At 59.3% G+C, this 22,866-nt stretch carries 17 protein-coding genes; 5 read left to right on the top strand and 12 right to left on the bottom strand.

Annotation, left to right across the window (positions count from 1 at the left end):
• Positions 1–36: 36 nt before the first annotated feature.
• Genes AK821_RS08770 through AK821_RS08760 form a run of 3 tightly spaced genes read right to left on the bottom strand, consistent with a single transcriptional unit; the run spans position 37 to position 5,686 of the window.
• Entirely contained in the window at positions 37–3,186 is a 3,150-nt protein-coding gene (locus AK821_RS08770) for a CusA/CzcA family heavy metal efflux RND transporter (protein ID WP_064389304.1), read from the bottom strand.
• 15 nt (positions 3,187–3,201) lie between these two features.
• Complete coding sequence (locus tag AK821_RS08765) at positions 3,202–4,389, bottom strand: efflux RND transporter periplasmic adaptor subunit (protein WP_064389303.1); 1,188 nt, start codon at positions 4,387–4,389, stop codon at positions 3,202–3,204.
• A 49-nt stretch (positions 4,390–4,438) separates the two neighbouring features.
• The gene (locus AK821_RS08760; RefSeq protein WP_064389302.1) at positions 4,439–5,686 is read right to left on the bottom strand and encodes a TolC family protein; all 1,248 of its coding nucleotides are present in this window, start codon (positions 5,684–5,686) and stop codon (positions 4,439–4,441) included.
• Between the two features lie 593 nt (positions 5,687–6,279).
• On the opposite strand from AK821_RS08760, the gene AK821_RS08755 reads away from it, so the two are divergent.
• The 4 genes from AK821_RS08755 to AK821_RS08740 all read left to right on the top strand — a co-directional run bounded on the left by AK821_RS08755 (position 6,280) and on the right by AK821_RS08740 (position 9,326).
• Complete coding sequence (locus AK821_RS08755; RefSeq protein ID WP_064389301.1) at positions 6,280–6,954, top strand: heavy metal response regulator transcription factor; 675 nt, start codon at positions 6,280–6,282, stop codon at positions 6,952–6,954.
• Positions 6,951–8,357, top strand: a complete 1,407-nt coding sequence (locus AK821_RS08750; protein ID WP_064389300.1) for a heavy metal sensor histidine kinase — start codon at positions 6,951–6,953, stop codon at positions 8,355–8,357. The genes AK821_RS08755 and AK821_RS08750 overlap by 4 nt, the downstream gene beginning before the upstream one ends.
• A 256-nt stretch (positions 8,358–8,613) precedes the next feature.
• Complete coding sequence (locus tag AK821_RS08745; RefSeq protein ID WP_224789363.1) at positions 8,614–8,952, top strand: type II toxin-antitoxin system Phd/YefM family antitoxin; 339 nt, start codon at positions 8,614–8,616, stop codon at positions 8,950–8,952.
• Positions 8,949–9,326: a type II toxin-antitoxin system VapC family toxin gene (locus AK821_RS08740; RefSeq protein ID WP_064389299.1), complete on the top strand. Its 378-nt coding sequence runs from the start codon at positions 8,949–8,951 to the stop codon at positions 9,324–9,326. The genes AK821_RS08745 and AK821_RS08740 overlap by 4 nt, the downstream gene beginning before the upstream one ends.
• A gap of 356 nt (positions 9,327–9,682) precedes the next feature.
• Here AK821_RS08740 and AK821_RS08735 read toward each other — a convergent pair whose 3' ends face one another.
• Genes AK821_RS08735 through AK821_RS08710 form a run of 6 tightly spaced genes read right to left on the bottom strand, consistent with a single transcriptional unit; the run spans position 9,683 to position 15,632 of the window.
• The gene (locus tag AK821_RS08735; protein WP_064389298.1) at positions 9,683–11,425 is read right to left on the bottom strand and encodes an ABC transporter substrate-binding protein; all 1,743 of its coding nucleotides are present in this window, start codon (positions 11,423–11,425) and stop codon (positions 9,683–9,685) included.
• 47 nt (positions 11,426–11,472) lie between these two features.
• The gene (locus AK821_RS08730) at positions 11,473–11,745 is read right to left on the bottom strand and encodes a DUF2160 domain-containing protein (RefSeq protein WP_007912485.1); all 273 of its coding nucleotides are present in this window, start codon (positions 11,743–11,745) and stop codon (positions 11,473–11,475) included.
• 10 nt (positions 11,746–11,755) lie between these two features.
• Positions 11,756–12,556: a carbohydrate ABC transporter permease gene (locus AK821_RS08725; protein WP_064389297.1), complete on the bottom strand. Its 801-nt coding sequence runs from the start codon at positions 12,554–12,556 to the stop codon at positions 11,756–11,758.
• 9 nt (positions 12,557–12,565) lie between these two features.
• Positions 12,566–13,432 carry a carbohydrate ABC transporter permease gene (locus tag AK821_RS08720; protein WP_007912484.1) on the bottom strand — a complete coding sequence of 289 codons (867 nt, stop codon included), beginning with the start codon at positions 13,430–13,432 and terminating at the stop codon, positions 12,566–12,568.
• On the bottom strand, positions 13,429–14,538 hold the full coding sequence (locus AK821_RS08715; protein ID WP_064389296.1) for an ABC transporter ATP-binding protein: 1,110 nt from the start codon (positions 14,536–14,538) through the stop codon (positions 13,429–13,431). Before AK821_RS08715 ends, AK821_RS08720 begins: the two co-directional genes overlap by 4 nt.
• A complete protein-coding gene (locus AK821_RS08710; protein WP_064117772.1) occupies positions 14,538–15,632 on the bottom strand; it encodes an ABC transporter ATP-binding protein in 1,095 nt (364 codons plus the stop codon). Before AK821_RS08710 ends, AK821_RS08715 begins: the two co-directional genes overlap by 1 nt.
• A 380-nt stretch (positions 15,633–16,012) precedes the next feature.
• On the opposite strand from AK821_RS08710, the gene AK821_RS08705 reads away from it, so the two are divergent.
• Complete coding sequence (locus AK821_RS08705; RefSeq protein ID WP_064389295.1) at positions 16,013–17,851, top strand: sigma-54-dependent Fis family transcriptional regulator; 1,839 nt, start codon at positions 16,013–16,015, stop codon at positions 17,849–17,851.
• A gap of 291 nt (positions 17,852–18,142) precedes the next feature.
• Here the strand turns inward: AK821_RS08705 and AK821_RS08700 are convergent, their stop codons facing one another.
• From AK821_RS08700 to AK821_RS08690, 3 genes are all read right to left on the bottom strand, one after another.
• The gene (locus AK821_RS08700) at positions 18,143–19,360 is read right to left on the bottom strand and encodes an MFS transporter (RefSeq protein ID WP_064389294.1); all 1,218 of its coding nucleotides are present in this window, start codon (positions 19,358–19,360) and stop codon (positions 18,143–18,145) included.
• A gap of 255 nt (positions 19,361–19,615) precedes the next feature.
• Positions 19,616–20,998: a cysteine--tRNA ligase gene (gene cysS / locus AK821_RS08695; protein ID WP_064389293.1), complete on the bottom strand. Its 1,383-nt coding sequence runs from the start codon at positions 20,996–20,998 to the stop codon at positions 19,616–19,618.
• Between the two features lie 22 nt (positions 20,999–21,020).
• Entirely contained in the window at positions 21,021–22,718 is a 1,698-nt protein-coding gene (locus tag AK821_RS08690; protein ID WP_064389292.1) for a glutamine--tRNA ligase/YqeY domain fusion protein, read from the bottom strand.
• Between the last annotated feature and the right edge of the window lie 148 nt (positions 22,719–22,866).

Below are 22,866 nucleotides of genomic sequence, written 5' to 3'. Positions count from 1 at the left end.
TATCGCGAGCAGGCTCACTCCTACGGGGGGGATTACCTATTCAGATGGAACGGTGTCCTCATCCCGGCGATGGGCGAGTTGGTAGAGCGCCGGCAAGATCAGCAGTGTGAGAATCGTCGAGGAGAGGATTCCGCCGATCACTACGGTAGCGAGCGGCCGCTGCACTTCGGCGCCGGTGCCGGTGGCAAGCGCCATCGGAATAAACCCCAGCGACGCCACCAGTGCTGTCATTAACACTGGCCGCAAACGAGTGAGAGCACCTTCGTGAATCGCATCCGACAGCGACCGCCCCTCCTCACGCAAATTGCGAATAAACGCAATCATCACCAAGCCGTTCAACACCGCCACCCCGGACAACGCGATAAACCCGACCCCCGCCGAAATCGACAGCGGAATATCGCGCACCCACAACGCCATGACGCCCCCGGTCAACGCAAACGGGATCCCGGTAAACACTAGCAAGCCGTCCTTCAGATTGTTGAACATCATGAACAGCAGGCCGAACACCAGCAGCAACGCCACCGGCACGACAATCTGCAAACGCTTGGCCGCTGACTGCAGTTGTTCGAACTGCCCGCCCCAACTGGTCCAGTAACCAGCCGGGACCTGCACATCACGTTCGATCACTGCGCCGGCCTCGCTGACGAATGAACCGATATCACGCCCGCGCACGTTGGCGCTGACAATCACCAGACGCTTGCCGTTCTCGCGGCTGACCTGATTCGGGCCGAGCACCAGGTCGAGGCTGGCGACTTCTTGCAGCGCAATAAAGCCGATCTGATTCGCCGCGCCAGTCACCGCCGGCACCGGAATCAACAACGCCGCCAAGCCGTCGATGTCCTTGCGCATGGCATCGGACAAACGCACAACCATGTCGAAACGCCGATCGCCCTCATACAACGTCCCCGCCTGCCGTCCACCCACCGCGACGGCAATGGTGTCCTGCACATCACCGACGTTCAGCCCATAACGCGCGGCTTTATCGCGATCAATGTTGATGGTCAGCACCGGCAACCCGGTGGTTTGCTCGACCTTCACCTCAGAGGCGCCATCGACCTTCTGCATCGCTGCGGCAATCTTCGCCGCCGTGGCATTGAGCACCTCCATGTCATCGCCAAAGACCTTCACCGCAACATCGCTGCGTACACCGGAGATCAGCTCGTTGAAGCGCAACTGAATCGGTTGCGACAGTTCATAGTTGCTGCCCGGCAACGTCGCCGCAGCAGTTTGCAGTTCCGCCATCAAGGTTTCGCGGGATTTGCCTGGATCCGGCCACTGCTCTTTCGGCTTGAGCATCACGTAGCTGTCAGAGATATTCGGCGGCATCGGGTCAGAAGCGATTTCCGCCGTGCCGGTACGGGCGAAGACGCGTTCGACTTCCGGCATTTTCGCCAGAATCAACGTCTCCAGGCGTTGCTGCATGTCCACCGATTGCGTCAGGCTGGTGCCCGGCACGCGCAGCGCTTGCAGCGCAAAATCACCCTCGCTGAGGCTCGGCACAAACTCGCTGCCCATGCGACTGGTGAGTACGCCGCTGAGCACAATCACCCCCAGCGCCGCGCCAACAGCAACGGCGCGATGGGACATCACCCACGCCAGCGCCGGCGCATACACACGACGTGCGCCGCGCATCACCGCGCCCTCTTCTTCCTTGACCTTGCCGGTCACGAACAGCGCAATCGCCGCCGGCACAAAGGTCACCGACAACAGCATCGCGCCAAGCAAAGCGATGACCACGGTGAACGCCATCGGGTGGAACATTTTCCCTTCGACACCGCTCAGGGCGAAGATCGGCAGGTACACGACCATGATGATCAACTGGCCGAAAATCAGCGGGCGTCGCGCTTCTTTCGCCGCCGCAAACACCTCTTTGAAGCGCTCGGCACGGGTCAACAAACGCCCGTGATGCTGCTGCGCATGGGCCAGCCTTCGCAGGGTGTTTTCGACGATCACCACCGCGCCGTCGACGATGATGCCAAAGTCCAGCGCGCCGAGGCTCATCAGGTTGGCGCTGACCTTGTTGCTGAACATCCCGGTGAAGGTGAACAGCATCGACAGCGGAATCACCATGGCGGTAATCAGCGCCGCCCGGATGTTGCCGAGGAACAGAAACAGAATCGCGATGACCAGAATCGCGCCTTCGATGAGGTTCTTTTTCACCGTGGCGATGGCTTTGTCGACCAGGTGCGTGCGGTCGTACACCGGCACGGCAATCACGCCTTGGGGCAAGGATTTATTGATCTGTTCCAGCTTGTTGGCGACCGCTTGCGAAACAGTGCGGCTGTTCTCGCCGATCAGCATGAATACGGTGCCGAGCACCACCTCCCGGCCATTTTCCGTGGCCGCGCCGCTGCGCAGTTCGCGACCGATTTCCACCGTAGCGACGTTCTTCACCCGGATCGGTGTGCCGTCGACATTGGCCATGACGATGTTGGCGATGTCCTCGGTGCTCGCCACTTGCCCCGGAGCGCGTATCAGCAATTGCTCACCACTGCGCTCGATGTAACCGGCACCGACGTTGGCGTTATTTCGTTCCAGCGCGGTGACCAGATCGGTCAGCGTGAGCTTGTACGCCGCCAGCCGTTTCGGGTCCGGCGCGATCTGGTATTCCTTGGCGAAACCGCCGATGGTGTTGATCTCGGCCACGCCCGGCACGTTGCGCAATTGCGGCTTGATGATCCAGTCCTGAATCACCCGCAGATCGGTCGGCGTGTAGGCTGTGCCGTCGTCCTTCAGTGCGCCCTCCCTGGCTTCCACCGTCCATAAGAAGATCTCGCCGAGGCCGGTGGAAATCGGCCCCATGACCGCCTCCGCGCCTTCGGGCAATTGCTCCTTGGCGATCTGCAAGCGCTCGTTGACCAATTGGCGGGCGAAGAACAGGTCGGTGCCGTCCTTGAAGATCACTGTCACTTGCGACAGGCCGGAGCGCGACAGCGATCGGGTCTGTTCGAGTGACGGCAGACCGGCCATCGCGGTTTCAATCGGGAAAGTGATGCGCTGCTCGGTTTCCAGCGGCGAGAACCCGGCGGCGCCGGTGTTGATCTGTACCTGGACGTTGGTGATGTCGGGCACGGCGTCGATCGGCAGTTTCTGATAACTGGCGATGCCGAGGCCGGCCATGAGCAGAACGGCGAGCAGCACGATGATGCGCTGCTCGATGGCAAACTGGATCAGGCGTTCGAACATGGGAGTCTTCCGCAATCAATGACTGTGCTCGGCTGAGGCTTTGCCCAGTTCCGACTTGAGGACGAAGCTGCCGGCGCTGGCGACTTGCGCGCCCGGTTCCAGCCCTTGGGTGATTTCCACGTGGCCGTCCGCACGGCTGCCCAACGCCACCGTTCGTGTTTCGAAGCCGTCATCGGTGCGCACGAACACGGTGGGTTTGTCCTCTACCGTCTGGATCGCGGTTTCCGGCACGGCAACTTTGGCTTCGCGGCTGTCGGTGGCGACCAGCGCAGTGACGAACAGGCCGGGACGCCACGAGCCTTGCGGGTTTTCCAGAGTGACGCGAACGGTCGCAGTGCGGGTTTGCTCGCCGAGCAAACTGCCGACATAGGCCACGCTGCCGACCACTTCCGCGTTCAATTCCGGGGCGCTGACGGTCACCGCTTTGCCCACCTGCACTTTGTTCAGATCCTTTGGTGAAACGCCGAACGTCACCCACACCCGCGACAAATCCGAGAGCGTGAAGGCCGCCGTGGATTCATCGACGACTTCGCCCGGCGTCAGGTGTTTTTCCACCACGACGCCATCGAACGGTGCGCGCAATTCGTAGCGGTTGCCGCCAGTGGCGACCACGCTGCCGCTGAGCACGCTGATCTTTTGCTGCGCATTGCTCACGGCGATTTCGGCTTCTTGCAGTGCCTGGCGCGCCTGGAGGAAATCCTGTTCGGCAGAAATCTTGTCCTGCCAGAGTTTTTTCTCCCGTTCATAAGTGGTACGCGCCAAGGCCAAACGACGTTGCGCGGCGGCTTGCTCGCTGCGTTGATCGGAGATCTGCTGACTGGCGATCACCGCCAGCAACTGGCCCTTCTTCACCGTTTGCCCGAGGTTGACTGCCACCGACTCGACCACGCCCGGCACGCGTGGCACGACGTGGGCAGTGCGGTCTTCGTCGAAGCGCACTTCGCCGGGGAACGGCAGGCCGCGGTTGATGTTCTGCGCCTTTGCTTCGGCGAGTTGAATACCGGCAGCCGTGATCTGCTCGGCACTCAATTCGATATGCCCTTCTTCGGCATGTTCAGCCGCTGCACCTTCTTCAGCGTGATCGGCATGCTCGGAAGCGTCGTCGGCATGCGCGTCGATGCTTGCGTTACCTGACCACTGCGAGCCGATACCAATGCCCAGCGCCAACGTCGCCACCGCGACCACCATCAGTTTTTTATCCATGGAAACTCCTCTGCGCCGTACCTGCGCGCAGTTGTCTGAAAAGTGAAATTCAAGGGCGGACGCTGAGGTCGCCGAAGATCCGTTCGATGCGAACGCGGGCGTCGGTGGCTTCACTGACGGCCTGGATGTACTGGCTGCGCGCGGCGATCAGTGTGCGTTGGGCGTCGAGTACATCGAGGAAGCCGAACTTGCCCATTTCAAAACCGCGCGTGGCGCTGTCGACCGCACTTTGCGCGGCGGGCAGGATGGTCTGGTTGAACGCGGTGACTTCGCCGTTGGCGGTCTGCCATTGCTCTAGACTGGTCTGGATTTCGGTGCGCAAACGCAGTTCGGTGGCATTGCGCAAGTCCCGCGCCTGATCGGTTCGACGCGCCGCCGCCAGCACGTTGCCCTGATTGCGGTTGAACAACGGAATCGGCATCGACAGCCCGACCACGTTGACCCGCTCGCGCTCGGTTTCGCTGTATTGACTGCCGATGCTCACGGTGAGGTCGGGAATGCGCTGGGACTTTTCCAGGCCCAGCGATGCTTCGCGCTGATCGATCTGCAACTTGGCCAGACGCAGTTCGGCGGTCTCGTTCAGACGCTCGAGCAATCTTGTCGGTGGTGGAACGGCCGGCATGCTTTGCGTGGGCGCCTGCACCTTCGTCGACGTTGGCAACGGCGCGCCCATGACCTGCGCCAGTTGTTGGTACGCGGTGGCCTGATCGCGTTCGGCGCGGCTCAATTCAAGGCGCACTTCCGAGAGCTGCACTTGTGCTCGCGTGCCTTCGACCGGCGACGATTTACCCGCCTCGATTCGCCCCTGCGCCACACGCAAACCGTGCTCGGCCAATTGCAGCGACTGGCGCGACAGCTGCAAGCGTTGTTGCGCGGTTTGCGCGCTGTTGAACGCCTGAATTACATCGGCGCGCAAGGCATTGCGCTTGCGCTCCAATTCGATGCCGGCGGCGTCCTGCGCGCGGCTGGCGACATCAATGCGCGCACCGCGTTTGCCGCCCAGTTCGATCGGCTGACTGAGCATTACCGTGGTCGTGCGCGACTCGCGGCGAGTGTCTTCGGCTTCCCACGACACTTCGGGGTTGGGGATCAGGCCGGCCTGTTGGCGGTCACCTTCGGCGATGCCGATTTCCCATTGCGCAGCGGCTAAATCCGGGTTGTTGGCGAAGGCGCCTTGCAGGGCTTGATCGAGGGTCAGGGTCGAGGCACTGGCCAGGCTCGCACTGGCCAACAAGAGCATGCCGCTGACGGCTTTTTGCAGGCGTGATCGCGCCGTCCGTTCAATTAAACCGGGCAATGGAAGACTTCCTTTAGTGAAGAACCTTTGATGCCGCCACGGTAGGGTTTTGAACTTATCGACAAGGTGACTGAAACATTACAAATCCGTTATCCACGGTTTGCAGAAGTTGTTTTGCTCTAGGATGCGAAGTGCAAATGGTTTTATCGAAATACATCGAAACAAAAACACGGTAGTTATCTGCTGAATTGCACTTGCCGGAATCAAACTGATGGGGATTTTATGGTTTGTGCTGCGACCGACTGTCGCAGAGCAGCGTTTTAAAGCGCTGGGTGGTTGACCCTGTAGCCACTACAACCTTTATCGTCCGCACTCCCCTCACCCCAGCCCTCTCCCAGAGGGAGAGGGAGCCGACCGAGGTGTATGACACTTTCCATCGACCTGTTAAATCAAGTCGACTATGGATTCCGTAAAGATGTTCCACGTCGGTGCAGTTCTGAAGCATCCCTCGTTTAGTCCCCTCTCCCTCTGGGAGAGGGTTAGGGTGAGGGGCTTCTTATCGTTATTGAACAACGTCCGGAAGACCTTACAAAAACAATAAATTTCCCAGTCACCTAAATTAAATACCCATTAAATATAAGTGGTGATAGATCATGCGAATCCTTGTCGTCGAGGACGAGCTTAAAGCTGCCGAATACTTGCATCAGGGTTTGACCGAAAGTGGTTATGTCGTTGACCTCGCCGCCACCGGCGCCGATGGTTTGCACCTGGCGCAACAACAGACCTATGACCTGATTATTCTCGATGTGAACCTTCCCGAACTGGACGGTTGGGGCGTACTGGAACAACTGCGCCGCACCCATGCCACGCGGGTGATGATGCTGACTGCGCGAGGGCGTCTGGCCGACAAGATTCGCGGCCTCGATCTCGGCGCCGACGATTATCTGGTCAAGCCGTTCGAGTTCCCCGAACTGCTGGCGCGGGTGCGCACCTTGATGCGCCGCAGCGAAAACATCCCGGTGCCGCAGGTGCTGAAAGTCGCTGATCTGGAACTCGATCCCGGCCGCCACCGCGCGTTTCGTGGTGCGCAGCGTATCGACCTGACCACCAAGGAGTTCGCCCTGCTGCATCTGCTGATGCGCCAGTCCGGCGAAGTACTGACGCGCACACAAATTATCTCGCTGGTGTGGGACATGAATTTCGATTGCGACACCAATGTGGTCGAGGTGTCGATACGCCGCTTGCGAGCGAAGATCGACGACCCGTTCGACAGCAAACTGATCCACACCCTGCGCGGTGTCGGCTACGTGCTGGAGGCGCGGGAATGAAGCCGGCCAGCCTGTCGATGCGCCTGGGTCTGACGGTGAGTATTCTCGGTGCGCTGCTGGTGGTGTTTTTGGCGATCCTCGCCTATTTCGCCTTGACCCATGAGCTCAATGCGCTGTCTCGGGACAGCCTGGAAAAGAAGATGGCGCAGGTTGAGCACAGCCTGTCGCTGTACGTAGACGCCAATGAAATCAGCGGTAAACCGCACATCCTGCTCGATCAGGTGATGGGGCATGACAACCTCACGCTGACGATTTATGACCGCTTGAATTTGCGTTCGCCGCTGCTCAAGTCCGGCAGCGGCTTGAGCGATCCACGGGTTGAATTGAAGGCGGTGCGGGCGACCACTGATCAACTGGCCTACTCCGACAGCATTGATGCTGAGGGAGCGAAATTCCTCACCGTGTCGAAGCTGATTCGCCTCAAGGATGGCAGCAGCGTGCCGGTGCTGCTGTCGATGGACAACGCCCACGATCAGGCCTTGCTCAGTGCCTATCTGCGCTCGACACTGATTGCCTTGCCGCTGTTGCTGGTGTTTATCGGCCTCACCGCGTGGGGTGCGGTGCAGCGTGGGCTCGCGCCGCTGCGTGAATTTCGCAAAGTGGCTGCGATGGTCTCGACCCAGGATCTGGACCATCGATTGTCCGTGGTAAACATGCCGCAGGAGTTGAGTGAACTGGCGCGGGGCATCAACTTCATGCTGCATCGGCTGGACGCCGGGGTGCAGCAGTTGTCGCAGTTCTCCGACGATCTGGCGCATGAGTTGCGCACGCCGATCAACAATCTGATGGGCAAGGCGCAGGTGACGCTTTCCCGCGAGCGCTCGGTTGAGGAATACAAGGATGTGCTGGTGTCCTGCACCGAGGAGCTGGAGCGCGTGGCGCGGATTGTTTCGGACATGCTGTTTCTGGCGCAGGTGAGTCATCCGTCTGCGCTGGCGCCGTTTGAATCGGTGGCGCTGGAGATTGAAGTCGCGAAAGTCGCCGAGATGTTTTCGTTGTCGGCGCAGGATAAGCAGATCCATTTGAATGTCATTGGCAGCGCACAGGTGATGGGCGATCGGCTGATGATTCAGCGAGCTATTTCCAATCTGCTGTCCAATGCGCTGCGCCACTGCCCGAACGGGAAAACCGTGACATTGCTGATCGAACAAGGTGCGACCCAGGCCTCCCTGCTGGTCAGCAACCCCGGCGTCGGGATCGAGGCGCAACACCTGCCACATCTGTTCGACCGCTTCTACCGCGTCGACAGCAGCCGCTCGCGCTCGCAGGGCAGCACCGGGCTGGGGTTGGCCATCGTGCGCTCGATCATGAGCCTGCATCAGGGTGTGGCGGAGGTTAAGAGCTTGCCGGGGGCGCTGACCGTGTTCCGATTGGGCTTCCCCACCCCCGAATCATCCCTGTAGGAGCTGCCGCAGGCTGCGATCTTTTGATCTTGATTTAAAACAAGAGCAAAAGATCGCAGCCTGCGGCAGCTCCTACATCGATTTTCGGACATCGTGTCGGTCGTCATTTTTGTACGATTTTTTAACGATTTGCTCCCGTCCCCACACAAACACCGAAAGCTCTCGCCGCAACCTCCGTTTTGTCCTACAGCCAGTTTTGAGTAGATAGCTCTATGGTGGAGGCCTTGGCAGATGGAATACCGACGAGAGGCTAAAAATGAACAGGGATATCGTTTGCGAATGGGCTGAAGAAGTCTATGGTTTGGCAGCGTTGAAATATTCTGGCTATATTTGTCCAGAATACAGGGGTGAGCTGATGATCATCGTTCCGCTGGCTGAAGCCAAAAACAATTTATCCAAACTCGTCGATGATGCCGCTGCTGGCCAAGTCATCACGATTGCCAAGCATGGGCGGGCGATGGCTCGCCTCGTTCCCGTAGGAAAACCCAGCGCTCAGCGTATTGGCGCAATGAAGGGCAAACTGGTGTTGCCCGACGATTTCGACTCACCATTGCCCGATGACATGCTTGATGCATTTGAGGGTACTCAAGCATGAGGCTTCTGCTCGACACGCACATTTTGCTCTGGACGCTCAGTGATGACGCCAGACTGTCCGGCAAAGCCAGAAAATTGATTGAGAACGCCGCCGAAATCTACATCAGCGCCGCCACCTTCTGGGAAATGGCGATCAAGGTCGGGCTCGGCAAGCTTAATGTTGATCTGGAAGAAATCCGCCAATATTGTCTCGACAGTGGCTTTATTGAACTGCCAGTGACTGCAGAGCACGCCATTGCCGTGAAGGATCTTGAGCACCATCATCGCGATCCGTTTGACCGCATTATCGTGGCCACAGCAATGACTGAACCGATGAAGTTGCTCACGGCTGATGCTTTGGTTGCCCGTTACACCGATCTGGCTGTTCTGGTCTGATCAAGACACATCCAGTACCGGCACCCATCAATGTTGGCTGCCAGGCCGCCATCGCTGGCAAGTCGAATCGTCGAACCGCAGCTCCCAAAGTAATTTGCAGTGTACGCAGAGTTTTGTGCACTCACAGAAACCCGTGGGAGTCTGGCTTGCCAGCGATGGCGGTGGGTCACTCGATATCTTTGTTATCTGACACACCGCTATCGCGAGCAGGCTCACTCCTACAGGTTTTTGTGTCGTTCACAGATGATGCGTACGCCTCAATCCCCTGTAGGAGTGAGCCTGCTCGCGATTGCGGTAGATCAGGCAGCAAAGAAAACGGCACCTTGCGGTGCCGTTCGCCTTTCACATTTCAGCTTTTACTTACGCGCATCCGCCCACGATTTCAGCAACTCGTTGTAGCTCACGGTCTCGCCCTTCGGCTTCTCGTTGGCCAGTTTCGGTTTCGGTGCGCCCGGCTGATCAAACCAGTACTGGGCATCGCGTTCCGGGTTCATCTTCGGTGCGCAAACGGCCTGAGCCTTGGAGCGTTCCAGACGCGTCATGATCGCGTCCTGATCCTTGGCCAAACCATCCAGCGCCTGTTGCGGGGTCTTCTCGCCACTGGCCGCTTCGGCGATGTGGCTCCACCACAGTTGTGCCAGACGCGGATAGTCCGGCACGTTGGTGCCGGTCGGGGTCCATTGCACGCGGGCCGGGCTGCGGTAGAACTCGACCAGGCCACCGAGCTTCGGCGCCAGATCGGTCATCGCCTGCGAGTTGATGTCCGACTCGCGAATCGGCGTCAGGCCGACGATGGTTTTCTTCAGCGACACGGTTTTCGAGGTGACGAACTGCGCATACAGCCACGCCGCCAGTTTCTGTTTTTCAGGCGTGGATTTCATGAACGTCCACGAACCCACGTCCTGATACCCAAGCTTCATGCCCTCCTCCCAATACGGCCCGCGCGGCGATGGCGCCATCCGCCATTTCGGTGTGCCGTCGGCGTTGACCACCGGCAGGCCCGGTTTGGTCATGTCGGCGGTGAAGGCGGTGTACCAGAAGATCTGCTGAGCAATGTTGCCCTGGGACGGCACCGGACCGGATTCGGAGAAGGTCATGCCCGCCGCTTCCGGTGGCGCGTACTTCTTCAGCCAGTCGACATACTTGGTGGTGGCAAACACCGCTGCCGGGCCGTTGGTGTCGCCGCCACGGGTTACGCTGGAGCCGACCGGGTGGCAGTCCTCGACACGAATCCCCCACTCGTCCACCGGCAAGCCGTTGGGAATGCCTTTGTCGCCGCCACCGGCCATGGAGAACCAGGCATCGGTGAAACGCCAGCCCAGCGACGGGTCTTTCTTGCCGTAATCCATGTGCCCATAAACGCGTTTGCCGTCGATTTCCTTGACGTCTTCGCTGAAGAATTTGGCGATGTCTTCATAGGCCGACCAGTTCACCGGCACGCCCAATTCGTAGCCGTACTTTTCCTTGAACTTGGCTTTCAGATCGGCACGCTCGAACCAGTCGGCGCGGAACCAGTAGAGGTTGGCGAATTGCTGGTCGGGCAGTTGATAGATCTTGCCGTCCGGCGCGGTGGTGAACGAGATGCCGATGAAGTCCTTGATGTCGAGGGTCGGCGAAGTGAAGTTCTTGCCTTCGTTGGCCATCAGGTCGGTGATCGATTCGGTCTTGCCGTAGCGAAAGTGCGTACCGATCAGATCCGAGTCGTTGACCCAGCCGTCATAGATGTTCTTGTCGGACTGCATCACCGTCTGCATTTTCTCAACCACGTCGCCTTCTTGCAGCAGGTCGTGGGTGAGCTTGATCCCGGTGATTTCGCTAAAGGCCTTGGCCAGCACTTTCGACTCGTATTCGTGGGTGGTCAGAGTCTCGGAGACGACCTTGATGTCCATGCCGCGAAACGGCTCGGCCGCCTTGATGAACCACTTCAGTTCTTCGAGTTGCTGCTCGGCCGTCAGGGTCGACGGTTTGAATTCACTGCCGATCCATTTTTTCGCCGCGTCCTCGTAGGCATCGGCCCAGGCGGATGCGCTCAAACCGCTGAGTGCCAGCATGGCTGCCAATGAAATGCTATGTCGCAGCTTATTGTTTTTGTCGAACATAGAGACCTCCTGTTTAAGTTGTGGAGCCGCGTTGCCGAACGACTCGACTAGCCCCAACGCATCACAGCCAACAGCCACACCAGGGACAACGCGGACGCTACCCAGATGCTCCAGTCGGTGGCGCCGATCACCAGCAAATGCAGGTAGGCGCTGCCGAGAAGACCGATAAACAAGCGATCGCCACGGGTGGTGGCAATCGGCAGAAAACCTCGCCGCAAGATGCTCGGCGAGCGCAGTTCCCACGTGGTCATGCCGACCAGAATCAGGCCGATGACGATGAAGAATGCTGCGGTAGGTGTCGTCCAGCTCATCCATTCCATCATCAGCTCCTCAGACCCGACCGAGGGCAAAGCCCTTGGCCACGTGGTTGCGCACAAACCAGATCACCAGCATGCCCGGCAGAATGGTCAACACCCCCGCCGCTGCCAGCACGCCCCAGTCGATACCCGAAGCGGACACCGTGCGCGTCATCACCGCCGCAATCGGCTTGGCGTTGACCGAGGTCAACGTGCGTGCGAGCAGCAGTTCGACCCAGGAAAACATGAAGCAGAAAAACGCCGTGACACCGATGCCGGAACCGATCAGCGGGATGAAAAGCTTCACGAAGAACTTGGGGAAACTGTAGCCGTCGATGTAGGCGGTTTCGTCGATTTCTTTGGGAACCCCAGACATGAACCCTTCGAGAATCCACACCGCCAAAGGCACGTTAAACAGGCAATGCGCCAAGGCCACGGCGATGTGCGTATCGAACAGGCCAATCGACGAATACAACTGGAAGAACGGCAGCAAAAACACCGCCGGTGGCGCCATGCGGTTGGTCAGCAGCCAGAAAAACAGATGCTTGTCGCCGAGAAAACGGTAGCGCGAAAACGCATACGCCGCTGGCAGTGCCACACTCAGCGAGATCACCGTGTTCAGGCTGACGTAATACAGCGAGTTGAGATAACCGGTGTACCAGCTCGGGTCGGTGAAGATCACTTTGTAGTTCGCCAGCGTGAACGCCTGTGGGAAAAGCGTCAGGCCGCCGAGGATTTCGGTGTTGCTCTTGAAGGACATGTTCAGCAGCCAGTAGATCGGCACCAGCAGGAACAGGATGTACACCAGCAACGGAATAAGCTTTCTTTTGCTCATGGCCGGGCCTCAGCGGTTGGCGTCGGAGTGCGTCATGGCGGTGTAGAACAGCCACGACACCAACAGGATGATCAGGAAGTACACCAGCGAAAACGCCGCTGCCGGACCGAGGTCGAATTGCCCTACGGCCATCTGGGTCAACGTCTGACTCAAGAAGGTCGTGGCGTTACCCGGCCCGCCGCCGGTGAGCACGAACGGCTCGGTGTAGATCATGAAACTGTCCATGAAGCGCAGCATCACCGCGATCAGCAGCACGCTCTTCAGTTTGGGCAATTGGATATGGCGGAACACCGCCCAGGCCGAAGCGCGGTCGATCCGCGCGGCCTGGTAATACACGTCGGGAATTGCGCGCAATCCGGAGAAACACAGCAGCGCCACCAATGAAGTCCAGTGCCAGACGTCCATCACCAGCACCGTCACCCAGGCGTCCATGGTGTTGGCGGCGTAGTTGTAGCTGATGCCCATCGCGTTGAGGCTGGAACCGAGCAGACCGATGTCGGCACGGCCGAAGATCTGCCAGATGGTGCCGACCACGTTCCACGGGATCAGCAGCGGAATCGCCAGAATGATCAGCACGACTGATGACCAGCGACCCTTGGTCGGCATGGTCAGCGCAACGGCAATGCCCAGCGGAATTTCGATCAGCAACACACACGCGGAGTAGATGAACTGGCGCAGCAACGAGTCGTGCAGACGCGGATCGAGCAGCACTTGTTTGTACCAGTCAGCGCCGACGAAGTAGCGGCTGGACTGGTCGAAGATGTCCTGCACCGAATAGTTGACCACGGTCATCATCGGGATCACCGCACTGAACGCCACCAGCAGGAACACCGGCAACACCAGCCACCAGGCTTTGTTGTTCTGCACCTTGTTCATGGCTGCACCTCTTCATCGGCTTCGAGCAGAAACTCATCGGCATAGACCATCAGCCACTGTGCCGGAAAACTGATGTACGCCGTGCCCTGCGGCACCGGTTTGTCTTCGGCCAGACGCACTTTCAGCGGTGCGCCGTCGAGGTCTAGGGTCATGATCTTGTAGGTGCCGAGGTCTTCGACGTGTACGACCCTGGCCTGCATCGCGTCATCAAACGGCTCGTCCCAGACATGAATAAACTCCGGGCGGATGCCGACCTTCAGATTTTTCCACTGACCGTGTTCGATATGGCGCTGCATGGCGTCGGACAACGGCAGGTGCGTCGAGGCAAAACCGACGCCGCCGGGTTGCGGCTGCACTTCGATCAGGTTCATTCCCGGGCTGCCGATGAAATAGCCGACAAAGGTGTGGCTCGGCCGTTCGAACAATTCCCGTGGCGTGCCGAACTGCACAATCTGGCCGCCGTACATCACCGCGATCTTGTCGGCGAAGGTCGAGGCTTCAAGTTGATCGTGGGTGACGTAGACCATGGTGATGTTGAACTGCTCGTGGATCTGCTTGAGCTTGCGCCGCAGCTTCCACTTCAGATGCGGGTCGATCACCGTCAGCGGCTCATCGAAGAGGATCGCCGAGACGTCATCACGCACCAGACCACGGCCCATGGAGACTTTCTGTTTTTCGTCGGCGGTGAGGTTGCGCGCCTTTTTGCTGAGGAGGTTTTGCAGGTCGAGGACTTCGGCAATTTCCTGCACCTTGCTGTGCACTTTCGCCTCGGCCATGCCCTGATTGCGCAGGGGAAAAGCCAGGTTGTCGAACACGGTCATGGTGTCGTAGACCACCGGAAACTGGAAAACCTGGGCGATGTTGCGCTTCTCCGGCGTCAGGTCGTTGACCGCTTTGCCGTCGAACAATACGTGGCCCTGCGAGGGGCTGAGCAGGCCGGAAATGATGTTGAGCAAGGTCGACTTGCCGCAACCCGACGGCCCGAGCAACGCGTAGGCGCCGCCCTGCTCCCAGACGTGATCCATCTCGCGGATCGCGTAATCCTCGGCGCCGCTCGGGGTTTTGCTGTAGCTGTGGGCGAGGTGCTGCAAACGGATTTCGGCCATCAGGCAACCCTCGCGACACGCCGGCCCGGTGCTTGCACCAGACGGCCCTGCGCATCGAAAACGAACAGTTTGTGGGTCGGGATGTAGATGCGGATTGGCGCATCGACGTCGTATTCGTGAACGCCGGGCAGGTGCAGCACCAGCAGGAAATGTTCGTTGCGCACGTGCAGGAAGGTTTCCGAACCGCTGATCTCGGCGACTTCGACGGTGACCGCCAGTTCGAGGTCGTCATCGTTGCTCGGCACCAGCGAGATGTGGCTGGGCCGCACGCCAAAACGGAACTCGCCCTCGCCCACCGGGCGCAGATCGACGTTCAACGGGAAGTGTACGAAGTTGGCAAAACTCACTTCGTTGCCGGCGATCCGGCCGGGCATCAAATTGATCGGTGGTTCGGAAAACAATTCGGCAGCGAGTACGGTTTGCGGCTGGTGATACACCGAGGTCGACGGGCCGCTCTGAATCACCCGGCCTTCGTGAAGAATCGTCGTAGTGCCGCCCAGCGCCAGCGCTTCGTTGGGCTCGGTGGTGGCGTAAATCGCAATGGTGTGGCGCGCCTTGAACAGCTCGCGCATTTCCTGACGCAGTTCTTCGCGCAGTTTGTAGTCGAGGTTGACCAGCGGCTCATCGAAGAGGATCAGCTCGGCGTCCTTGACCAGCGCACGGGCCATGGCCGTGCGCTGCTGTTGGCCGCCGGACAGCTCCAGCGGATAGCGCTGCAGAAACTTCTCGATGCGCAGCATCTTCGCGGTTTCCTGCACTTTGCTGTGGATGATCTCTTTGGACACACCGGCCTGGCGCAGCGGCGAGGCGATGTTCTCGAACACGGTCATGGTCGGGTAATTGATGAACTGCTGATAAACCATCGACACGTTGCGCAAACGCACCGGGCGCTGGGTGACGTCGACGCCGTTCATCAGGATGCGGCCGCTGTCAGGCTTATCGAGCCCGGCCATTAAACGCATGAGGCTGGTCTTGCCGGACAGCGTGCGGCCGAGCAAAACGTTGAACGAACCGGCTTCGAATTTCAGGCACGCATCGTCGATCCAGGTCTGGCCCTCGACGGTACGGCTGACGTGCTCCAGGGTGAGTGACATGGCTCGGCCTTTTTATTATTGGAGTCAAGCGACCTGTGCACGGGAGCGAGTTTCGTGCCAGAAATGGCAAGTGGTTGATTTGGTGTGAAAATCGTTGAAAGCGTGGGGATTGAGCATTCATTGCTGAACACATTTGAACAGTTGGGCGATTGACAATGAACAATAGTGAACAACACTCTATGAACGCTTTTTGCCCGATCTCGTAAACACGGAAGATCCCTGTAGGAGTGAGCCTGCTCGCGATAGCGGTGTGTCAGTCAATGCAAATCCGTCTGATAGACCGCTATCGCGAGCAGGCTCACTCCTACAGGGATCTGTGCAGGTTTCGAAGATCGGGTTCATAACAACAATAAAAATCGCTGCATCAGAGGCCCACTGCCATGGCCGCACCTGCCCCGCCGCTGTCCCACGACGCGATCGTCCAGACTTCCTGGCAACGTTGCCGCGCGTTCGGTCTCGACCACCAAAGCACGCCGGCCTTCGATCAACTGCCTGCCGCCGGCATCGCGCAGTTGCTCGACAGCCATCACTCGCTGGTGCAGACCACGCATCAGGAAGTCCTGCCCTATTACGAAAACATCCTCAGTAATTCCAACTGCCTGATCATGCTCGCCGACAATCAGGGCCAGGTTCTGACCTCGTGGGGCACGCAACGCTTTATCGAGCCGAATCTGGCGCGGGGTTTTCAGGCCGGGGCGAGTTGGGTGGAGCGCACCAGTGGCACCAACGCGATCGGCACGGCGCTGGCCTGCGAGCAAGCGGTGCATATCGAACACGATGAACATTTTTTGAAAGCCAACCGCTTCATGACCGGTTCCGCCGCGCCGATTTTCGACGCCGAGCGCAAGGTGATTGCGGTGCTCGACGTGTCCAGCGACAGCTACCTGCCACCCTCGCACACCCTGGGCATGGTCAAGATGATGAGCCAGACCGTGGAGAACCGGCTGATCCTCAACCTGTTCCATGGCCAGCACTTTCAACTGACTTTCAACACCGGATTGAACAACCTCGACAGTCAGTGGGCCGGATTGTTGATCTTTGATGAGAGTGGACAGGTATTGTCGGCCAATCGTCGGGCCGACAATCTGCTCGGTGTGCGCTTGTCGCGAGTGAGCGTTGAAAGTCTGTTCAAGGTCTCGCTGCTGGAGTTGATCAACCAGCCGGACGGCTTGCCGTTTGCCTTGCAGACCTCTGGTCGCAACCGTTTTCAATGCTTGTTGAAGCGGCCGAAACAGGCGTCGGTTCAACCGCGCGTTTTTGCTGCTGAACCGAAAACCGCCGCGCCCACCGCCATCAGTCTCAACACCCTGCACTTCGGCGACAGCCGCGTGGAAAAAGCCGTGCGGCAGGCTGAGCGGCTGCTGGAGAAAGACATTCCGTTGCTGATTCATGGCGAAACCGGGGTCGGCAAAGAAGTCTTCGTCAAAGCTCTGCACCAGGCCAGCTCACGCAGCAAACAGGCATTTATTGCCGTCAACTGCGCAGCGATCCCCGCCGAACTGGTTGAGTCCGAGTTATTTGGCTACGAGAAAGGCGCGTTCACCGGCGCCAACCAGAAAGGCAGCATCGGCCTGATTCGCAAGGCGGATAAAGGCACGCTGTTCCTTGATGAAATCGGCGACATGCCGCTGCCGACGCAGGCGCGATTGTTGCGGGTGTTGCAGGAACGTTGCGTGCAACCGGTGGGCAGTAGCGAATTGTTTCCTGTGGATTTGCGGATCATTTCGGCGACTAACCGATCTCTGCGAGAACAAGTGCAGTTGGGGCGGTTTCGTGAGGATTTGTACTACCGCATTGGCGGTTTGACCCTGGAGCTGCCGCCGCTGCGCGAGCGCAGTGATAAGGAGGCGTTGTTTAAACGACTGTGGGAACAGCATCGTGAGCCGACGCAGTGGGCGGGATTGAGTCAGGAAGTGTTGGAATTGTTCGATCGGCATCCGTGGCCGGGGAATTTGCGTCAGGTCAGTAGCGTGATGCAGGTGGCGTTGGCGATGGCTGAGGAGCAGCCGGTGAGGCTGGAGCATTTGCCTGATGATTTTTTTGTTGATCTGGAGATGGAGCCGGTTGAGGGCGCGGTGCCGTTGGGGCTGGATTTGAATGATGTTGAAGCGTTGAACCGGGAGTTGAAGGCGGCTGGGGGCAATATTTCGCACCTGGCGCGACGGTTGGGTGTTAGCCGCAACACCCTTTACAAGCGGTTGCGTCAGATTGAAGGTTGAGTGAACCGCCCTTCCCCTCACCCCAGCCCTCTCCCCCAGGAGAGGGAGCCGACCGAGGTGTCTGGCGTTGTACATCGACCTGAGAGACCGGGTTGATTATGGATTCGGCACAGCACGTTCAGGTCGGCGTTTCGCGTGAACATCCCCCAATCGGTCCCCTCTCCTGCGGGACCGAGATGGCGTTGGACATCGACCTGAAACATCGTGGCAATTATGGATTCGGCGCAAATCGCTCAGGTCGGCGTATCTCTCGAACATCCCCCATTCAGTCCCCTCTCCTGCGGGAGAGGGTTAGGGTGAGGGCGAAAACTCTGGCTCAACATGCACAGCCGAAGCCGCCTCCAATGTGCGCAACCCCACCAGCACAACCACCACCATCATCAAACCTGCACCAATAGCCACCGCAAATCCCGCGCGCGCGCCAAAGGCATCAATAACTATCCCCGTCAGCATGCCGCCGAGTGCAACACCCACGCTGATACCGGTAGTCATCCACGTCAGCCCTTCGGTCATCCGCGACGGCGGAATAATGATCGTGCCCATTTTCATGACCACGACCATCGTCGGCGCAAACGAGATGCCGGCGATAAACAGCGCCACGGTCAGCACATAAACATCCGTTGCAAAAATGGGCAGCACACCGGTGAACGCTGTGACCAATATCCCGATCAGAAACTGTTTTTCGATCGCCAGCGAAACCCTCATCGCACCAAACGTCAGGCCCGCCACCAATGAACCAAACGCATAGGCTGCGAGGATGAAGGTTGCGGAGGCTGGCCAGCCCTGCGCATTGGCGAAGGCCACAACGGCAACATCGATTGCTCCGCCAATGACCCCCATCGCCAACAGCGCCAGAAAAATGGTACGAACGCCGGGGATCAGCAAGGTCGAGCCACTATGGCTAGCGTGGCCCACGACAACCTTGGGTTCAGTCTGGCGTTGCAAGAGAAACGCCGTCACCCCGGCGGCCAGCAACCCGACCGCAACAATGGGCCCGGCTTCGGCGAAAAAGCTCACGCTCAGGCCAATCGCCAGGGGCGGGCCGACGATGTAGGCCATTTCGGTGAGGACCGTGTCCAGCGAAAACGCCGTGTGCAGCTGCGGCTTGCCCCGGAACAATTGCGACCATCGCGCGCGGATCATCGACGGCATGCTCGGCATCGTCCCCGCCAGTGCCGCCAGCACAAACAGCAGTGCGGCTGGCGCGCGCAAATAAACGGCGATGATCAGTGCCAGCAACATGACAATGCTGAACGCCGTGACGATGGGCAGCACGCGGCTCTGGCCATGCTGGTCTACCAGTTTCGAGATGTGCGGGCCGAGCAGCGCGTTGCACAGGGTGAAGGTACCGGCGACGGTACCGGCCAGCCAATAAACACCCGTTTGCTGCACGAGCATGGTGATGATGCCAATGCCGATCATTGCCTGAGGCAATCGGGCGATGGAACTCGCGAGCACTAGCCCGGTGGCGCCGGGGGTCGCGAACAGTTCGCGGTAGTGATTGGCCATGATTCCTCCGTTGCAGAATCGTCATCGACGCAGCATCCGGCTGCGTCAGACATCAAGACCTACGCGCAGAGCAAAAGCAACCTCGGCTAAAAGCACAGATCAAAAGATCGCAGCCTTCGGCAGCTCCTACATGGAAATGCAATCACTGTAGGAGCTGCCGAAGGCTGCGATCTTGATCGTTCCCACGCAGAGCGTGGGAACGATCAAAACAAAACCCGCACAAGGCGGGTTTTGTTTTGAAGCTAAACACAGCTATCAGTCAGCCAGACGCCAGGTAGTCCCACCCTTGCCGTCTTCCAGCAAAACACCCATCGCCGTCAGCTGATCACGAATCCGATCGGACTCAGCCCAATCCTTACCCGCACGTGCCGCCAGACGCGCCGCAATCAGCGCATCAACCTCAGCCGCATCAACACGCCCTTCAGCGCCCGCCTGCAGGAAGTCATCGGCTTCAAGCTGCAACACACCCAGCACACTCGCCAGTTCTTTCAGACGCGCCGCCAGACCCGCCGCCGCATCAAGATCGCTCTCACGCAGACGGTTGATCTCACGCACCATCTCGAACAGCACGGCACAGGCTTCCGGCGTACCGAAGTCGTCGTTCATCACCGCAGTGAAACGTTCAACAAACGCTTCGCCGCCAGCAGGCGCCACGGTCGGCAGGCCTTTCAACGCGTGGTAGAAACGCTCCAGAGCGCCTTTGGCGTCCTTGAGGTTGTCTTCCGAGTAGTTGATGGCGCTGCGGTAGTGGCTCGACACCAGCAGGTAGCGCACGACTTCCGGGTGGTACTTTTCCAGCACGTCGCGAATGGTGAAGAAGTTGTTCAAGGACTTGGACATCTTCTCGCCATTGATGCGAATCATGCCGCAATGCATCCACGCGTTGGCGTAGGTCTTGCCGGTGGCCGCTTCGCTCTGGGCGATTTCGTTTTCGTGGTGCGGGAACTCGAGGTCGCTGCCGCCGCCATGAATGTCGAAGGTCTCGCCGAGGCAGCAGGTGGACATCACCGAGCACTCGATGTGCCAGCCCGGACGCCCGGCGCCCCACGGCGATTCCCAGCTTGGCTCGCCCGGCTTGGTGGCTTTCCACAGGACGAAGTCCAGCGGATCCTGCTTGGCTTCATCGACTTCGATGCGCGCGCCGATGCGCAGGTCTTCGATCTTCTTGCGCGACAGCTTGCCGTAGCCCATGAATTTGGCGACGCGGTAGTACACGTCACCGTTGCCCGGGGCGTAGGCGTAACCCTTGTCGATCAAGGTCTGGATCATGCTCAGCATGCCCGGAATATGATCGGTGGCACGCGGTTCCATGTCCGGCTTGAGGATGTTGAGGCGCGCCTCGTCCTCGTGCATCGCGGTGATCATGCGCTCGGTCAGCGCGTCGTACGGCTCGCCGTTTTCGCGGGCACGATTGATGATCTTGTCTTCAATATCGGTGATGTTGCGCACGTAGGTCAGGTTGTAACCGCTGAACCGCAACCAGCGGGTCACCAGGTCGAACGCGACCATGCTGCGGCCGTGGCCAATGTGGCAGTAGTCGTACACGGTCATCCCGCAGACGTACATGCGCACATTGTTGCCATCGAGCGGCTTGAAGACTTCTTTGCTCTTGGTGAGCGTGTTGTAAATCGTCAGCACTTTATATTTCCTTGACGCGAAATCACTGGCCCCACGAATCACGCAGGGTCACGGTACGGTTGAATACCGGCTGACCTGGTTTCGAGTCCTTCAAATCAGCGACGAAGTAACCTTCGCGCTCGAACTGGAAACGGTCTTCCGGCTGTGCATTGCCAAGCGATGGCTCCGCACGACAACCGGTGAGTACCTGCAGCGAATCAGGGTTGATGTTGTCGAGGAAACTCGCGCTGTCTTCAGCCTTCTCAGGGTTGGCCGAACGGAACAGGCGATCGTACAGACGCACTTCGCACTCGACGCTGGCCGCAGCCGGTACCCAGTGGATTACGCCTTTGACCTTGCGGCCTTCAGGGTTCTTGCCGAGTGTTTCCGGGTCGTACGAGCAACGCAGTTCGACGATGTTGCCGTCGGCGTCCTTGATCGCTTCGTCGGCACGGATCACGTAGCTCCCGCGCCGACGCACTTCACCGGCCGGCTCCAGGCGCTTGTAGCCCTTCGGCGGCTCTTCCATGAAATCGTCACGGTCGATGTAGATTTCCCGGGCGAATGGCAGCGCGCGCACGCCCATGTCTTCTTTCGGGTGGCGCGGCAGTTCGAGGTTCTCGACCTGGCCTTCCGGGTAATTGGTGATAACCACTTTCAGCGGACGCAGCACGCACATGGCGCGCGGCGCGGTGTGATCGAGGTCGTCACGGATGCTGAATTCGAGCATGCCGAAGTCAACCACGCCGTCGGAACGGTTGGTGCCGACCATTTCGCAGAAGTTGCGGATCGATTTCGGCGTGTAGCCACGGCGGCGGAAGCCCGACAGCGTGGACATGCGCGGGTCGTCCCAGCCATGCACGTGCTTTTCATCGACCAGTTGCTTGAGCTTGCGCTTGCTGGTGATGGTGTAGTTGAGGTTCAGGCGGCTGAACTCGTACTGACGCGGGTGCGCCGGCACTGGCAGGGCGTCGAGGAACCACTCGTACAGCGGGCGATGGCTTTCGAATTCCAGGGTGCAGATCGAGTGGGTGATGCCTTCGATGGCGTCCGACTGACCGTGGGTGAAGTCGTAGTTCGGGTAGATGCACCACTTGTCGCCGGTCTGGTGGTGATGGGCGTGGCGGATGCGGTACATGATCGGGTCGCGCAGGTTCATGTTCGGCGAGGCCATGTCGATCTTCGCACGCAGCACGCGGGCGCCGTCCGGGAACTCACCGGCGCGCATGCGGGCGAACCAGTCGAGGTTCTCTTCGACGGAGCGGTCGCGGAACGGGCTGTTCTTGCCTGGCTCGGTCAGGCTGCCACGGTATTCCTTGGCCTGCTCCGGGGTCAGGTCGTCGACGTAGGCTTTGCCGGCCTTGATCAGCTCGACGGCCCAATCGTGCAACTGGTCGAAATACTGCGAGGCGTAGCGCACTTCGCCGGACCATTCGAAGCCCAGCCATTTGACGTCGCTTTCGATTGCGTCGATGTATTCCTGATCTTCCTTGGCCGGGTTGGTGTCGTCGAAACGCAGGTGCGTGACGCCGCCGAACTCCTGGGCCAGGCCGAAGTTCACGCAGATCGACTTGGCGTGGCCGATGTGCAGGTAGCCGTTGGGCTCAGGCGGGAAACGGGTGACGATCTGCGTGTGCTTGCCCGAGTCCAGGTCTGCCTGGATGATCGGCCGCAGGAAATTGACCGGCACGGCAGGGCCGGACTTGGCATTCGAGGTAGGGTCGACAGTGGGCTTGCTCATAGGATCCTTGACTTACGTGTGCGCGGCCGCAGAGGGGGCCAGACAAAACAAAGCCGCTATCATAGCCGATGCTGTCAAGGGGCTGACAGAGCAGGCCCTATAAAGGTGTGCTTTTTATCGCCGGGAATTGAAAAACAACCTCGAAATT

Source organism: Pseudomonas sp. RIT-PI-r (assembly GCF_001297015.1).
Lineage (GTDB): Bacteria > Pseudomonadota > Gammaproteobacteria > Pseudomonadales > Pseudomonadaceae > Aquipseudomonas.
Note: the sequence above shows the minus strand (reverse complement) of the source record. Positions and strands in the feature narration are given on the sequence as shown.

What these genes read in the sequence shown, in the direction of transcription:
- AK821_RS08770 (WP_064389304.1), bottom strand. Translation starts at nt 3,186, where the DNA reads ATGTTCGAACGCCTGATCCAGTTTGCCATCGAGCAGCGCATCATCGTG.
- AK821_RS08765 (WP_064389303.1), bottom strand. Translation starts at nt 4,389, where the DNA reads ATGGATAAAAAACTGATGGTGGTCGCGGTGGCGACGTTGGCGCTGGGC.
- AK821_RS08755 (WP_064389301.1), top strand. Translation starts at nt 6,280, where the DNA reads ATGCGAATCCTTGTCGTCGAGGACGAGCTTAAAGCTGCCGAATACTTG.
- AK821_RS08750 (WP_064389300.1), top strand. Translation starts at nt 6,951, where the DNA reads ATGAAGCCGGCCAGCCTGTCGATGCGCCTGGGTCTGACGGTGAGTATT.
- AK821_RS08745 (WP_224789363.1), top strand. Translation starts at nt 8,614, where the DNA reads ATGAACAGGGATATCGTTTGCGAATGGGCTGAAGAAGTCTATGGTTTG.
- AK821_RS08740 (WP_064389299.1), top strand. Translation starts at nt 8,949, where the DNA reads ATGAGGCTTCTGCTCGACACGCACATTTTGCTCTGGACGCTCAGTGAT.
- AK821_RS08735 (WP_064389298.1), bottom strand. Translation starts at nt 11,425, where the DNA reads ATGTTCGACAAAAACAATAAGCTGCGACATAGCATTTCATTGGCAGCC.
- AK821_RS08730 (WP_007912485.1), bottom strand. Translation starts at nt 11,745, where the DNA reads ATGGAATGGATGAGCTGGACGACACCTACCGCAGCATTCTTCATCGTC.
- AK821_RS08725 (WP_064389297.1), bottom strand. Translation starts at nt 12,556, where the DNA reads ATGAGCAAAAGAAAGCTTATTCCGTTGCTGGTGTACATCCTGTTCCTG.
- AK821_RS08720 (WP_007912484.1), bottom strand. Translation starts at nt 13,432, where the DNA reads ATGAACAAGGTGCAGAACAACAAAGCCTGGTGGCTGGTGTTGCCGGTG.
- AK821_RS08715 (WP_064389296.1), bottom strand. Translation starts at nt 14,538, where the DNA reads ATGGCCGAAATCCGTTTGCAGCACCTCGCCCACAGCTACAGCAAAACC.
- AK821_RS08710 (WP_064117772.1), bottom strand. Translation starts at nt 15,632, where the DNA reads ATGTCACTCACCCTGGAGCACGTCAGCCGTACCGTCGAGGGCCAGACC.
- AK821_RS08705 (WP_064389295.1), top strand. Translation starts at nt 16,013, where the DNA reads ATGGCCGCACCTGCCCCGCCGCTGTCCCACGACGCGATCGTCCAGACT.
- AK821_RS08700 (WP_064389294.1), bottom strand. Translation starts at nt 19,360, where the DNA reads ATGGCCAATCACTACCGCGAACTGTTCGCGACCCCCGGCGCCACCGGG.
- AK821_RS08690 (WP_064389292.1), bottom strand. Translation starts at nt 22,718, where the DNA reads ATGAGCAAGCCCACTGTCGACCCTACCTCGAATGCCAAGTCCGGCCCT.